At 61.1% G+C, this 13,195-nt stretch carries 12 protein-coding genes; 4 read left to right on the top strand and 8 right to left on the bottom strand.

Annotation, left to right across the window (positions count from 1 at the left end; translation table 11 throughout):
• From ACLH1I_RS10460 to ltnD, 5 genes are read right to left on the bottom strand one after another with little or no spacing between them, the layout of a single operon-like run.
• On the bottom strand, positions 1-1,365 hold the full coding sequence (locus tag ACLH1I_RS10460) for a GntP family transporter (protein ID WP_004206005.1): 1,365 nt from the start codon (positions 1,363-1,365) through the stop codon (positions 1-3).
• Positions 1,366-1,421: 56 nt separating this feature from the next.
• Positions 1,422-2,204, bottom strand: coding sequence for an HPr family phosphocarrier protein (locus tag ACLH1I_RS10455; protein ID WP_017900342.1), 783 nt, complete (start codon positions 2,202-2,204; stop codon positions 1,422-1,424).
• Between the two features lie 4 nt (positions 2,205-2,208).
• Complete coding sequence (locus ACLH1I_RS10450) at positions 2,209-2,829, bottom strand: aldolase (RefSeq protein WP_017900343.1); 621 nt, start codon at positions 2,827-2,829, stop codon at positions 2,209-2,211.
• Positions 2,822-4,087, bottom strand: a complete 1,266-nt coding sequence (gene otnK / locus ACLH1I_RS10445; protein WP_064177859.1) for a 3-oxo-tetronate kinase — start codon at positions 4,085-4,087, stop codon at positions 2,822-2,824. The genes ACLH1I_RS10450 and otnK overlap by 8 nt, the downstream gene beginning before the upstream one ends.
• 11 nt (positions 4,088-4,098) lie before the next feature.
• Positions 4,099-5,001 carry an L-threonate dehydrogenase gene (gene ltnD, locus ACLH1I_RS10440; protein WP_198079749.1) on the bottom strand — a complete coding sequence of 301 codons (903 nt, stop codon included), beginning with the start codon at positions 4,999-5,001 and terminating at the stop codon, positions 4,099-4,101.
• 260 nt (positions 5,002-5,261) lie between these two features.
• Here ltnD and ACLH1I_RS10435 point away from each other — a divergent pair, with 260 nt between their 5' ends.
• Positions 5,262-6,023 carry a DeoR/GlpR family DNA-binding transcription regulator gene (locus tag ACLH1I_RS10435; protein ID WP_023318186.1) on the top strand — a complete coding sequence of 254 codons (762 nt, stop codon included), beginning with the start codon at positions 5,262-5,264 and terminating at the stop codon, positions 6,021-6,023.
• Positions 6,024-6,043: 20 nt separating this feature from the next.
• Here ACLH1I_RS10435 and ACLH1I_RS10430 read toward each other — a convergent pair whose 3' ends face one another.
• The gene (locus ACLH1I_RS10430; protein WP_049003700.1) at positions 6,044-6,904 is read right to left on the bottom strand and encodes a broad-spectrum class A beta-lactamase OKP-B-41; all 861 of its coding nucleotides are present in this window, start codon (positions 6,902-6,904) and stop codon (positions 6,044-6,046) included.
• A 181-nt stretch (positions 6,905-7,085) separates the two neighbouring features.
• Here ACLH1I_RS10430 and ACLH1I_RS10425 point away from each other — a divergent pair, with 181 nt between their 5' ends.
• The 3 genes from ACLH1I_RS10425 to ACLH1I_RS10415 all read left to right on the top strand — a co-directional run bounded on the left by ACLH1I_RS10425 (position 7,086) and on the right by ACLH1I_RS10415 (position 8,636).
• A complete protein-coding gene (locus ACLH1I_RS10425; protein WP_023318188.1) occupies positions 7,086-7,217 on the top strand; it encodes a hypothetical protein in 132 nt (43 codons plus the stop codon).
• A complete protein-coding gene (locus ACLH1I_RS10420) occupies positions 7,201-7,461 on the top strand; it encodes a hypothetical protein (protein WP_004205993.1) in 261 nt (86 codons plus the stop codon). Before ACLH1I_RS10425 ends, ACLH1I_RS10420 begins: the two co-directional genes overlap by 17 nt.
• Positions 7,462-7,547: 86 nt before the next feature.
• Entirely contained in the window at positions 7,548-8,636 is a 1,089-nt protein-coding gene (locus tag ACLH1I_RS10415) for an AAA family ATPase (RefSeq protein WP_004205990.1), read from the top strand.
• Positions 8,637-8,666: 30 nt separating this feature from the next.
• Here ACLH1I_RS10415 and ACLH1I_RS10410 read toward each other — a convergent pair whose 3' ends face one another.
• Positions 8,667-9,932 carry an MFS transporter gene (locus tag ACLH1I_RS10410; RefSeq protein WP_004205989.1) on the bottom strand — a complete coding sequence of 422 codons (1,266 nt, stop codon included), beginning with the start codon at positions 9,930-9,932 and terminating at the stop codon, positions 8,667-8,669.
• Positions 9,933-9,986: 54 nt separating this feature from the next.
• A complete protein-coding gene (locus ACLH1I_RS10405) occupies positions 9,987-13,094 on the bottom strand; it encodes a beta-galactosidase (RefSeq protein ID WP_198079748.1) in 3,108 nt (1,035 codons plus the stop codon).
• Between the last annotated feature and the right edge of the window lie 101 nt (positions 13,095-13,195).

Genomic DNA, 13,195 nt, shown 5'->3' with positions numbered 1-13,195 from the left:
TCACAGTAAAAACCACAGCAGCCAGGTAATGAGGAAGCCCGTCACCCCCATGATGGTTGTCAGTACGGTCCATGTTTTGAGTCCGTCCGGCACCGAGAGCCCCAGATAGCGCGTGACCACCCAAAATCCGGCATCGTTGACGTGTGACAATCCGAGTGAGCCGAAGCAGGTCGCCAGCGTCACCAGCACCAGCTGGAGCGGCTCCAGCCCGGCAACCGCCTGTGACAGCAGGCCGGAGGTGGTGAGGATCGCCACGGTGGCCGAGCCCTGCGAGGCCCGAAGCACCAGCGACAGCAGGAAAGCGGCGGGCATCAGCGGCAGATGAATCGTCTCCAGCGCCTCGGCTAAGGCATTGCCGATGCCGGAGGCGACCAGCACCCCGCCAAAGGCGCCGCCGGCGCCGGCGACAAGGATAACGTCCGCCGAGGAGGGGATCGCGCTGCCGGTCACTTCTCCCAGTTTTTTCAGGTTCATACCCCGCCGGATGCCCAGCGTCCAGCTGGCCAGCCCCAGGGAGATCAGCAGGGCGACGGGCGGGGTGCCAATGACGGTCATCAGCTGGCGAATCGCGTTTTCCGGCAGCAGCAAGGCCTGACAGAGCGTTCCGGAAACAATCAGCACGATGGGCACCACGATCAGCCCGCCGATAACCAGCGCATTCGGCGGCGCCAGTCGGGTCTGCTGCGCGTTGACGGAGAGGTCGGGCACCTCGGCCGTTTGCTGCTGTTCCAGCACGTTAATCGACAGATGATAATGGCGCTGATTGATCGACCGGGCGACAAAATAACCCACGATACCCACCACGACCGACACCCCAATCCCCGCCAGCATCAGCCAGCCGACATCGCTATGCAGAATACCTGCCGCGGCCGCCGCGCCAGGGTGGGTTGGCAATGCCACGTGGACGGTTAACATCACTCCGGCCATTGGCAGGCCAAACTTCAACGGCGACATATGAGCGACTTTACTGAAGCCGTAAATTAACGGAATGATGATAATAAAGCCGACTTCAAAGAAGACTGGCGTGCCGAGAATAAAAGCGACGATGGTTAAGGCGGCAATCGTCCGTTTAGAACCCAGCACGCCGGTCAGCGTTTTCGCCAGCGATTCGGCGCCGCCGGATATTTCAATGAGCACCCCCAGCATTGATCCCAAAATAATAATGCTGGCGATATGGCCGAGCAGGCCGCCCATCCCTTTTTCAATGGTGGTAATGATCTTATCCGCCGGAATGCCGGTGGCGAACGCCACCAGCAGGCTGACGATCAGGAGCGCCACAAAAGGATGCGCTTTAGCTTTGATCACCAGCAGGAGCAACAGCACTACGCTGGCTAACGCAATAAGTAACAGCGCCGATGTCGACATAGTTTTGCCTCGGGTATTAACAGGTATACAGAGAGTTATATTTTTAGAACCGCGCTTTATTTTTTCCGGTAGGGCGAAAACCATTCCAGTCCGGAAAGGGTATCCGCCCTGGGGATATATTCGCAGCCGATCCAACCGTCATAGCCCGCTTTATCCAGTAACGCATAGATCCATGAATAATTAATCTCGCCCTCGTCCGGTTCATGGCGGTCGGGCAGGGAGGCTATCTGAATATGGCGGTACTGACCGGCATACTCAGTAATAAGATGGCTTAAATTACCGTCCACTTTCTGCGCATGAAACAGATCTAACTGCACCGCGATGTTTGGCCGGTCGACCCGCTTCGCTATCTCCAGCGTCTGATATTGGCTGTGGTAGAGATAGCCCGGTTTGGTCTGCGGATTCAGGGCTTCAATGAGCACTCGCTTGTCGTGGCGGGCAAAGCACTCGGCGGCGTAGCGCAGGTTATCGACAAGCTCGGCCTCGCAGGCCGCGCGATCCATCCCCGGCGGCACCACGCCGGCCATGATATGCACCTGCGGACAATCCAGCTGGCAGGCATACTCCAGCGCCAGCTCAATATCACGCCGGGCCTCGGCGCTCCTGCCCGGCAGGGCGGCGAGACCCCACTCCCCGGCATTAACGTCGCCGGGCGGGGTATTAAACAGCACCAGCTGCAGCTGGTTTTCCTGCAGGCGCTGTTTAATTTCCCCGGCGGCATACTCATAGGGGAACAGAAACTCCACGGCTTCGAAACCGGCGCGGGCGGCGGCGGCAAAGCGGTCCAGGAACGGCAGCTCGGTAAACAGCATGGATAAATTTGCAGCGAATTTTGGCATGGTTTTATCTCAGTTCATCCACTTCGTCAGCGGTCAGGTAACGGATCTCGCGATTGCCGAGGGTAAACATCAGCCGCGCGGTCTCTTCCAGCTCTTCGGTATTGTTGGTGGCTTCGCGCAGCGATGAGCCGGTGACCACCGGACCATGGTTGGCCAGTAAAAAGGCGTTATAGCGCGGCGCCAGCCCGGCCAGCGCCTCGGCAATGCGGTCGTCACCCGGTCGGTAGTAGGGAACCACCGGGACGTCGCCGACCCGCATCACCACGTAGGGAGTAAAGGGGCGAATACAATTGTGCGGATCGAGCCCCTGCAGGCAGGAGAGCGCGGTCAAATAGTGGCTATGCAAGTGGACGATCGCCTTGCAGGCCGGGTTATGCAAATAGACCGCCCGGTGAAAAGCGACCTCTTTCGACGGTTTGTCGCCGGCGAGCCATTCGCCTTGCAGGGTGACCACCGACAACCGCTGCGCCTGCAGCTCGCCCAGGCAGGAGCCGGTCGGCGTCGCCAGCAGGTTGCCGTCCGGCAGCAGCAGCGACAGATTGCCGGCGGAGCCGGTGGCATAACCGCGGTTAAACAACGAGGCGCCAATTTGCACCATCTCATCTCGCAGCTGTTGCTCAGTCATGACAAAACTCCTGCTGGGCACGGGCAAAAAACGAGATATCGCCGAAATTCCCTGACTTCAGCGCCAGGGAGAGCGGCTGGCGGGTGTCACGCACCCAGGGAACTCCAGGAGAGATCGTCGGCCCGATATGGAACGCCTCTACCCCCAGCGTCTGCGCCACGATGCTCGACGTTTCCCCTCCGGCCACAATAAAGCGGGTGAATCCTTTCGCTTTCAGCGCGGCGGCGAGGGCGGCGAACAATTGTTCCACCCTTTCGCTGCTGGCCTTGTCGCCATATTGCGCCTGGATCCGCTGCAGCGTTTGCGGCTCGGTGGTGGCATAGACCATCGGCGCCAGCGGCGCATCGCGGTTTGCGTCCACCCAGGCTGCCAGCGTCCCGACATAGCCTTCGAGATCGGTAAAGCAGGCGCTTAAGTCAACGGCGCGGGCGGGAGCCTGTTCACGATAGGCCGCCACCTGGCTGTTGGTCATCAGCGAACAAGAGCCCGAGAGCACCACCGCCGGGCCGGGCAGCGGCATGCCCGCCAGGGATCCTTCACCCTGGGTTCCGTGGCGCTGCGCCCAGTTGCGGGCGAGGCCGATGGCGAGACCAGAGCCGCCGGAGACCAGCTTCATCTCCCGCAGCGCCGCCCCCTGGGTCAGCAAATGCTGTTCACTAAGGGCATCGAGCACCACATAGCGCACCGCCGGATCGCTGATGGCCGCCAGCGCGGCAGCGACCGCTTCCGGCCCCTGATCGATAATTGGCCAGGCTATCAGCGCCGCTTTACCGCCGCCCTGGCGTTCGATTAAGCGGCCGAGGTGGGCATCCTCCATTGGCGTCACCGGATGGTGGCGCATGCCGGACTCATTGAGCAACTGCTGGCCGACAAACAGATACCCCTGATAGACCGTGCGGCCGTTCACCGGCAGCGCCGGTGATATCACCGTCCGCGTCTCGCCCAGCTCTGCCAGCAGCGCATCCAGTACCGGGCCAATGTTACCCTGCGCGGTGCTGTCGAAAGTGGAACAATACTTAAAATAAAATTGCTGACAGCCCCGGGCTTGCAGCCAGCGCAGGGCCGCCAGGGACTGGCTGACGGCGGTTTCCACCGGGCAGGATCGCGTTTTCAGACTGATCACCACCGCTTCACTGGTCAACGGCAGTTCGTGGGGCGGTACGCCGTTTAGCTGCACCGTCGGCATGCCGTTGCGCACGAGGAAGCTGGCGATATCCGTGGCGCCGGTAAAGTCATCGGCAATGACACCAAGCTGCATCTTGTCTCTCCTCACTGTTTATGGCCCGGCAGGGTAATGCCGTTGAAAATCTTGATCACCGCGCTGTCATCTTCCCGGCCGAATCCGGCGTTGCTGGCGGAGGTGAACATATTCAGCGCGGTGGTCGCGAGCGGCAGCGGGAAGGTCAGCGCCCGGGCGGTGTCATTCACCAGACCGAGATCTTTGACAAAAATATCGACGGCGGATTTTGGCGAGTAATCGCCATCCAGGACGTGCTGCATACGATTCTCAAACATCCACGAATTACCCGCCGCGTGGGTCACCACGTCGTACATCGTCTCCAGCGGGATGCCGGCGCGGGCGGCGAGGGCCATCGCTTCGGCGGCGACGGCGATATGCACCCCGGCCAGCAACTGATGGATGATTTTCACCGTCGAACCGAGGCCAATGTCGCTCCCGATGCGGTAGACTTTGCCGGCCACCGCATCCAGCACTGGCGCGAGGCGGGCAAAGGCGGCATCGCTCCCGGAGGCCATTACCGTCATGTCGCCGGCGGCCGCTTTCACTGCGCCGCCCGATACCGGCGCGTCGAGCATCAAGAGCTGGTATTCTGCCAGCGCTACGGCTATCGCCTGGGCATCGGCGGCGGCGATGGTTGACGACACCATCACCGCGGTGCCCGGCTTCAGATGGGCGGCGAGGCCGCTCTCGCCGAACAGGATCCCCCGCACCTGGGCGGCATTGACCACCAGCAGTACGACCGCATCCAGCTCAGCGGCGAAAGGCACCGCGCTGGAGCCTGCGCCTTTGGCGCCCGCCTCCAGCAGCGCGTGGCAGTTGTCGGGGTTGATGTCCACCCCCCAGGTGTTCAGGCCCGCCTGCAGGCAGGCGCGGGCGGCGCCCATGCCCATCGAACCCAGTCCAATCACGCAGACGTTAGTGTGTGCAGTCATGACGGTCTCCTTGTGAATATTCGTTAATTAATGTTATTTAATGATAGAGTAAAGCGTTATCATGTGAATTTATGTGAGAGTTATCACGAATAACCCACATGAATATAAAAAATTCACAGGCGGAAAGTGGCTGCGCGATGGCGATTCTTGCCCTAAAATAGCGTAAAAACAGCGGTCAAGCGCAATAACAGTACAGGGTATCGTCAGGCTCCCGGCGTAAGTGGTGTGGTCTGGTGTGAAAAAATGGTAAGGGGAGAGCGGTGATTCCAATTGAACGTCATCAGCGTATTTTAGCCCTGGTGGAGCAGCGTGGGGCGGTAAGCATTAATGAGCTGACGGAGATCCTCGGCGTGTCCCATATGACTATCCGTCGGGACGTCAGTAAGCTGGAAGAACAGGGGCTGCTGGTCAGCGTCTCGGGCGGCGTGCGCGCCGTCAGCCGGCTGGCCGCAGAGCCCAGTCATCTGGTGAAAAGCACCCTGCAGAGTAAAGAGAAGCAGGCCATCGGCGCGCTGGCGGCCAGTCTCATTGCCAAAAACAGCTGCATCTATCTTGATGCCGGCACCACCACTCTGGCGCTGGCGCGGGCCATCCTCGACCGGGACGACCTGCAGGTGGTCACCAATGATTTTGAGATAACCCAGCTGCTGATAGATGCCAGCCAGTGCGGGGTGATCCACACCGGCGGCACCCTGTGCCGGGAGAACCGCTCCTGCGTCGGCGAGTCGGCGGCGCGCACCTTGCGCCACCTGGCTATCGATACGGCCTTTATCTCCGCCAGCGGCTGGGACAGCCGCGGAATTTTCACCCCTGATGAGAACAAAGTCACCGTCAAGGAGACCGTCAGCCAGGTCAGTGCCAGAAGTATCCTGCTGTGCGACAGTTCGAAATACAATCAGGTGGCCACGTTTATGGCGTTGCCCTTGACTCGCTTTACCACCATCATTACCGACCGGCATCTCTCCGATGCCGCCGCCGCCCATATCACCCGGCACGCCTGCGAGGTGCTGCGCGCCGGGTAAGGCGCGCGGCCTTCGCCGGGCTAGCGCTGCCAGTGTTCGATCAGCGCCGCGCCTATCCCGGCGATCTGCTGGTTACGTTCGGCCATGGTCGCTGCGGTATCCCGCAGATAGATCACCACGATACGCTCCGCTTTGCCGTCCGGGCCGAGCAGGGCGACAATGCCGCGTGAGCCCCGCTCACCGGCCCCGGTTTTATCGGCGATAAACCAGCCCGCCGGCAGCACGGCGCGGATCAACGGGCCGGCCACCCGGTCGTCAACCATCCACTGCAGCAGCTGCTGCTGCGAGCGGGCGCTCAGAGAGGGGGTGGTTAGCAGCTTGCGCAGGGTGGTGGCCATGCTGGCCGGGGTGGTGGTGTCGCGCACGTCGCCGGGAAGCGCCTCATTGAGTTCTGTTTCCCAGCGGTCAAGACGGGTGACGTTGTCACCGATCTGGCGCAGAAAAGCGGTCAATCCCGCAGGGCCGCCGACGATCTTCAACAGCAGATTGCCGGCGCTGTTGTCGCTCATGGTGATGGCGGCGGCGCAGAGTTCGCCAACGGTCATCCCGTCGGCAAGGTGTTTTTCGCTGACCGGGGAGTAGTCCACCAGATCCTGCTGGCGGTAGTGGATCCGCCGATCCAGCTGTTCGTCGCCGGCATCCACCCGGGCCAGCACCGCGCCGCAGAGCAGCACTTTAAAGGTGCTCATCAGCGGAAAGCGCTCACTGGCGCGCCAGGCGGCCAGCGTGCGGCCGCTGGCCAGATCCATTTCAACATAGCCCACCCGGCCCGCCAGCTGACCTTCGCTGATTTTAATCTGCTCAAGCGGCTGAGGGCTGGCGAATACCGCCAGTGGCAGGGCGGCAATCAGGGAGATAAGGCACAGGCGAACATAACGCATAACCGTAATACTTCCTTGTGTAAGGGCCGATAAAGGCGAGAAAAGGTGTGACGAATAAGAATAACCCGGTATTTTGCTGATTCACAATTCCTCTTTTTTCCTTCATCATTTGTCATCTTTTATTTCGAATAATCAATATTTAGCTCAGCCTAAGCACGCTATTTTTTGACTCAAGGCCGCAATGAACTATAAGAAAGTACTTAAGACCGCACGCTGGCTGGCGCCGCTGATTGCTGACGATACGCCCGCCGCGCTGCGCGGTTTGCCAATGATCTATGCCATCCCGGGAGGAACTGGTGCACCCGATAATTAAGGTCATGCTGGTGGGCGGTAAGGCGGATGGACTGCTGGTCAGCGTCGCCGACGATGCGACCGAGGTCTCGGTGACGCCTGCGCAATACGGTGCGCCGTCCGGGCAACCGCTCAGCTATCGTATCGTAAGTCAAACCATTGACGATGAACGCTATTTCTTTGGCGTCTTTAGTGACGCCCATCAGGATAGCGACAAGCTGACGCGGGTGGCGCTGACCCGCGGAATGAAAAAAATGTTCTGTTGAACCCGGGCGGAGTGAGGGGATGCGATAGTATCCATGCCGCGGCTTTGCTACTGTGGCAGCCTTCTCTCTCCGGGCCAGGACGCATCATGATTCAGTACATCCATATACAAAACTTTCGCTCAGTCAGGGATATCGAACTGGAGCTGGGGCCATTGAACATTGTCTTCGGTCCTAACGGCTGCGGCAAATCCAATATTTACAACGCCATCCATCTGTTGACCGCGGCTGCCGACGGCAGGCTGTCGGGGTTTATCAGCGCAGAGGGCGGCCTGGAAAATATGATGTGGTCCGGAGATCGTTCCCCCCTCGATCGCCATCCCCGCCGGCTGCAAATCGCCTGTCGGACGGAGAGCTTTGATTATGAACTGCAGGTAGGTTTCCCGGAAAAATTGCCCTATCCGACGCAGTTCATGCTCGATCCCATCGTCAAAGAAGAGCACATCTGGCTGGCAGGCTACTCCCGTCGGCCTTCCTCCCGCGTACTGCAGCGCAAGAATCAGGCGGCGTTCCTCGTCGATGTCACCGGGGAGAAAAGCACCTTCACCGAGAGTATTTATGAAAACGAGTCGGTGTTCGGTCAGCTTGGCGAGCCGCACCGTTTTCCCGAAGTGTCGCGGGTGCGGGAGACCCTGCGCCGCTGGCGGTTTTACCATGAGTTCGCCATTGGTCGCCACTCGCCGCTGCGCCAGCCGGCCGTGGGGTATCGTTCGCCGGTGCTCGACAGCGATGGCCATAATCTGGCCGCCGCCTTTCAGACCATTGTCGAGATTGGCGCGGAGGAGATGTTGCACGAGATCCTCGCCGACGCCTTTCCCGGCTGCCAGTTTTACTGTGAAAACGAGCACTCGCGTTTCGCCCTGAAAATGCGCCGGGAGGGGATCCGCAGGCCGCTGCTGGCGGCGGAGATGTCCGATGGCACGCTGCGCTTTCTCTGTCTCGCCGTCGCGCTGCTCAGCCCGCGCCCGCCGGCGTTTCTGGCGATCAATGAGCCGGAGAACAGCCTGCATCGCGACATGCTCCCGGCGCTGGCCCGGCTGATAATCGAGGCCTCCCGCTACAGCCAGATCTGGCTGACCAGCCACTCGGCTGAACTGGCGGAGCTTATCGCCGCCGGGGCGCCCTGTCAGCGCTATGCGCTGGAGAATAGCGGCGGAGAAACGCGCATTGTGGCGTAAACCCCGTCATCCCTGACGGGAGCGCCGGGATCAGGCGGGGGTCTGCGTCTCCGCTGCTGGCAGCAGGCTTTTGCCGCCGCGTAAGGTGATGAACGAGAGCAGGGTGAAGCTCAGGGTGATGCAGCCGAGGATCAGATAGGCCTGATGGAAGCCGACGGTGTCATACATCCGGCCCACCCAGGCGGAAAGGACCACCCCGGACAGCTGTTTCGACAGGTTAAAACCGATCAGGAACAGGGTGGCCGAGAGCCGCGGGTTAAAGGCGGAGGAGATATATTTAAAGGTCCCGACCAGCAGGAAGGGGATCTCAAACATATGCAGCATCTTGAGGATCACCACCTCTACCGCCGATGAGGCGAACGACGATCCGAGAATGCGCACTGACATGATCATCCCGGCGGTCAGCAGGGCGTTTTTGGCGCCGATGCGGTTAACGATGGCCGGGGCGCAGAACATAATTAGCGCGTTGAGCAGCTCGCCGCCGGTGGTGACGAAGCCAAACACTTCGGTACCGCGCTGCGGACTGGCGAAAAAGCTTTTGAAAAAGTTGGCGAACTGCTGATCAAACACGTCGTAGACGCTGGCGACTCCCACCACATAGACGATAAAGCCCCAGAAACGCGGCATACGTAACAGCTCGGCCGCGGTGCGCAGCGAAAAGGCCTGGCGATTGGCTCCCAGCGCCTCAATAACCTGGGCGCTGTTGCTGCTTTCCGGGCGCGACAGCCAGAGCAGAAGACCTAGCACCAGCGCAAAGCCGGAGGCGATCCAGAAGGTAATATTGGGGTCGATGCCGAACAGCACGCCGGTTATCGAGGCGCACAGCGCCCAGCCGACGCAGCCAGCGACCCGCACTTTGCCATATTCAAAGCGGTTTGCCCGGCTGACGCGCTCGATATAGGCTTCCACCGCCCCGGAGCCGCTGGAGAAAACAATCCCCAGGTAGATCCCGCCCACCAGCGAACCGGCGATAATATTCATCTGCAACAGCGGGGAGAAAACGAAAATAAAGAACGGCGCGAACAGAATTAACAGTACCGTGATGGTCCACAGCAGATGTTTGCGCAGGCCAAGCTTATCCGACATCAGACCAAATACCGGCTGAAAAATAATTGCGAACAGCGAGATGGAGGAGAAGACGATCCCGGTTTCCGTTTTGGTTAAATGGTTAACGTCCGCCAGCCACACCGGAAAAAAAGGAAAATAGGCCGACATAATGAAATAGTAAAAGAAAAAGAACAGCAGGAAATAGACAAAATTATGCCGTTCTCGCGGCGCCAGTTCAGAGAATTTCATCACCATGATCCCTTGTTATTCTGTTTGTAGGGTGGGGGCTGCCGCCCCCACGGATTAAAGGCAACGCAATGAGACCTCGTACTGCCAGCGCGTTTGGGTCAGGAGCCACTGCGGCAGCACGCTTGGGGTCCAGGAGTCATCGCCGCCCACTCCCATATGCAGGCCGTCGAGGGTGATCCACACCCCGTCTTCAGCCTGGATCTTGTGCCAGTGGTCGGTCTCCATCAGCTGACGGGTGCTCCATGGCTGAACGGAGAAGTGGAAATGACCGCTGACGTGCCAGCGTCCCCAATCCAGCGCCTGGGTATCACAGCGCAGGCCGTTTTCCGTCGGGAAGATGTAGGGCGTGCTCATCGCCGCCAGCGGCTGCTCCCAGCGGGCGAAGCAGGCGCTGCTCCGCCGGTCGGGGTAGTTCTCATGCGGTCCCAGCCCCAGCCAGCTCACCGGCGCCTGCTGTTCCGCCACCTGGAAATGCAGTCCGACCCGCGGCAGCGGCGGCAGCGTTTCCGCGCGCTCGCCGTCCACCGTCAGCCGTACCGTTCCGTCCGCAGTAAAGCGCATGCGCCAGTGGCTGACAATCACCACCTCGTCGCCGCGCAGGTAGTGCCAGCGGCTGTCGACAAGGGTCTCATTCGCCAGGCGCTGGGCATCGCACTGCACGCAGCGCGCCTCCAGGTCGAACAGGCCGGCGCTTTTCCAGCGCTCCACCCAGGCGTTGGGATCGATGCGCTCCACTTCGCTGACCCCGATGTCATTGTCGAGCGGCGCGCGGATAAACTGATCCTGCAGGGGGGTCAGCAGCTGCTCCTGACCGGCAAGCGACCAGCCACTCAGCAAACCGGTCCGCCGATCGACGGTCCAGCACTGCGTGCCGGCGCGGATCTGCCAGGCCTCCTCGCTGACGACGAGATCCGGGGCGCCGGCAGGCAACGTGGGCGCCGGCAGCGCCAGCGGGGCGGGCAGGGGAAACTGCTGCCAGGCGACGCGATGGTCCGCCGGGGACCAGTCAGTCGCCCGGGGCTGGACCACCTCCAGCGTCAGCCACACCGCGCGGGCGCCTGGCGGTATAATCAGGTCATCAAGCAGCGTTATCTCGTCACTGCTCTCCGGGGGAAGCGCCAGCGTCAGGTTGCCGTGATACAGGGTTTCACCGGCCGCCTGCACCTGCCAGCGCAGCGCTTCGTTATCGCTCTGGCGGAACAGGTATTCGCTGGCGATGCGCACGCGCAGCGGCGAGGTCGACAGCAGGGCGAACTGGAAATACTGCTGGGCGTGCTTCGCCTCGATCAGCGACGGATGCGGCGTGCGATCGGGGAACACCAGGCCGTTCATACAGAACTGGCGATCGTTCGGCTTATCGCCAAAGTCGCCGCCGTAGGCCCAGCCGACGCTGCCGTCGTCAAAGGTTTTGCAGATCGCCTGGTCGGCCCAGTCCCAGATAAACCCGCCCTGCAGCCGCGGATACTCGCGGAAGGCCTGCCAGTAATCGGCGAAGTTGCCGAGACTGTTGCCCATCGCATGGGCGTACTCGCAGAGGATCAGCGGCCGCTGCTCGCCGGGCAGGCTGATCCATTTTTTGATCCCCCACTTCGGTACCGCCGGGATCGGCTGGTCGCGTTCGACGCGGGCGTACATCGGACAGATAATATCGGTAGCGGTGGTATCCGCGCCGCCGCCCTCGTACTGCACCGGACGGCTCGGGTCGTTGCGCTTCAGCCAGTGGTACAGCGCTTCATGGTTGCCGCCGCCGCCAGATTCGTTACCCAGCGACCAGATGATAATGCATGGATGGTTGCGGTTGCTCTGTACCATCCGGGTGACGCGGGCGCTGAAGGCTGGCAGCCACGCCGGATCGTCGGACAGCCGGTTCATCGGCACCATGCCGTGGGTTTCAATATTGGCTTCATCGACCACGTACAGACCGTAGCGGTTGCACAGCTCATACCAGCGCGGCGCGTTGGGGTAGTGTGAGCAGCGGACGGCGTTAAAGTTGTTCTGCTTCATCAACAGAATGTCCTGCACCATATCCGCCTCGCTGACCACCTGACCGCGCAAATGGTGGTGTTCATGGCGGTTAACGCCGCGGATCAGCAGCGGTTTGCCGTTAAGGCGCAGCAGACCGTCGGCGATCTCGATGCGGCGAAAACCGATATCCCACGCCTCGGCCTCCAGCAGTTCGTCGCCACGCCACAGGGTGACCACGGCGCGATAACAGTTCGGGGTTTCCGCGCTCCAGTGCGCCGGCGCCGCTACCGCCAGGGAGAAATCGACCCGTTCGGCATAGTGGCCGCGCTCATCCACCGCCGGGGAGCCTAACGGCTGACGATGGGCGGCGACAGGCTGCTCGCCGCGCCACAGGCTAACCCCGACGCAGAGCCCGGCAAGCGCCGCCTCTGTCGCTTCGACGGTCGCCTGAACCTGCAGAGCGCCGTCGCGGCAGAGGGCGTCAAGGGTCGGCGTCAGCTGCACGTCGCATAGCCGCTGGTGCGGCTTATTCAGCAGCCACACCGAGCGAAAAATACCGCTCATTCGCCACATATCCTGGTCTTCCAGCCAGCTGCCGGCGCTCCAGCGCATGACCATCACGCACAGGCGGTTGTCGCCCGGGCGCAGGAAGGGGCTGAGATCGAACGCCGCCGGGAGGCGGCTGTCCTGGGAGTAACCGACCCAGGCGCCGTTGCACCACAGATGAAACGCTGAGTTGACGCCGTCGAAAATAATCTGCGTCTGTCCTTCCGCGCGCCAGGCGTCATCGATCGCAACGTGCAGGGAGTAACAGCCGGTTGGGTTATCCTCCGGCACCCGCGGCGGGATGGTGTCGATGGGGTAGCGGACGTTGGTGTAGATCGGCGCGTCATAGCCCTCCATCTGCCAGTTGGAGGGCACGGGCGTCCCGCGGCTGCCTGGCAGGTCCTGCGTCAGCCACTGCGCATCGACGGCAAACGGGCTGCGGGCGTAAGCAAATTGCCACTCGCCGTCCAGCTGACGACGTCGAGGCGAAGGGCGATTATCGCGGGCGGCAAGCTCATCGCGCCAGCTGGCGAACGCGGGATGCGCTGGCAGGCGGTTGAGATGGGTAATGGTCTGGTTCTGCCAGTCTTCGCGGGCGAGGACGGCGTGGAAGTCAGGCGCGTGGCGGCGACTGGTATCGCTTATTGGCATAGTAATCCCCGGTAAGTCAGAAAATGTCGATCGCTAAACAGGATAAAGAACGTTATCGGATAATTTGTTTTGTCCAGCAACGACGGCGGAAATGAAATTAA

This window comes from Klebsiella sp. 1SOBk10mer (assembly GCF_046602535.1).
Classification (GTDB): domain Bacteria; phylum Pseudomonadota; class Gammaproteobacteria; order Enterobacterales; family Enterobacteriaceae; genus Klebsiella; species Klebsiella quasipneumoniae.
This window is presented reverse-complemented; position numbering and strand designations above follow the sequence as displayed.

Excerpts from the sequence above, each read along its gene's own strand:
- ACLH1I_RS10450 (WP_017900343.1), bottom strand. The coding sequence starts at position 2,829 with ATGACTGAGCAACAGCTGCGAGATGAGATGGTGCAAATTGGCGCCTCG.
- ACLH1I_RS10455 (WP_017900342.1), bottom strand. The coding sequence starts at position 2,204 with ATGCCAAAATTCGCTGCAAATTTATCCATGCTGTTTACCGAGCTGCCG.
- ACLH1I_RS10425 (WP_023318188.1), top strand. The coding sequence starts at position 7,086 with ATGAACTATAAGAAAGTACTTAAGACCGCACGCTGGCTGGCGCCGCTG.
- ACLH1I_RS10460 (WP_004206005.1), bottom strand. The coding sequence starts at position 1,365 with ATGTCGACATCGGCGCTGTTACTTATTGCGTTAGCCAGCGTAGTGCTG.
- otnK (WP_064177859.1), bottom strand. The coding sequence starts at position 4,087 with ATGCAGCTTGGTGTCATTGCCGATGACTTTACCGGCGCCACGGATATC.
- ACLH1I_RS10405 (WP_198079748.1), bottom strand. The coding sequence starts at position 13,094 with ATGCCAATAAGCGATACCAGTCGCCGCCACGCGCCTGACTTCCACGCC.
- ACLH1I_RS10430 (WP_049003700.1), bottom strand. The coding sequence starts at position 6,904 with ATGCGTTATGTTCGCCTGTGCCTTATCTCCCTGATTGCCGCCCTGCCA.
- ltnD (WP_198079749.1), bottom strand. The coding sequence starts at position 5,001 with ATGACTGCACACACTAACGTCTGCGTGATTGGACTGGGTTCGATGGGC.
- ACLH1I_RS10410 (WP_004205989.1), bottom strand. The coding sequence starts at position 9,932 with ATGAAATTCTCTGAACTGGCGCCGCGAGAACGGCATAATTTTGTCTAT.
- ACLH1I_RS10415 (WP_004205990.1), top strand. The coding sequence starts at position 7,548 with ATGATTCAGTACATCCATATACAAAACTTTCGCTCAGTCAGGGATATC.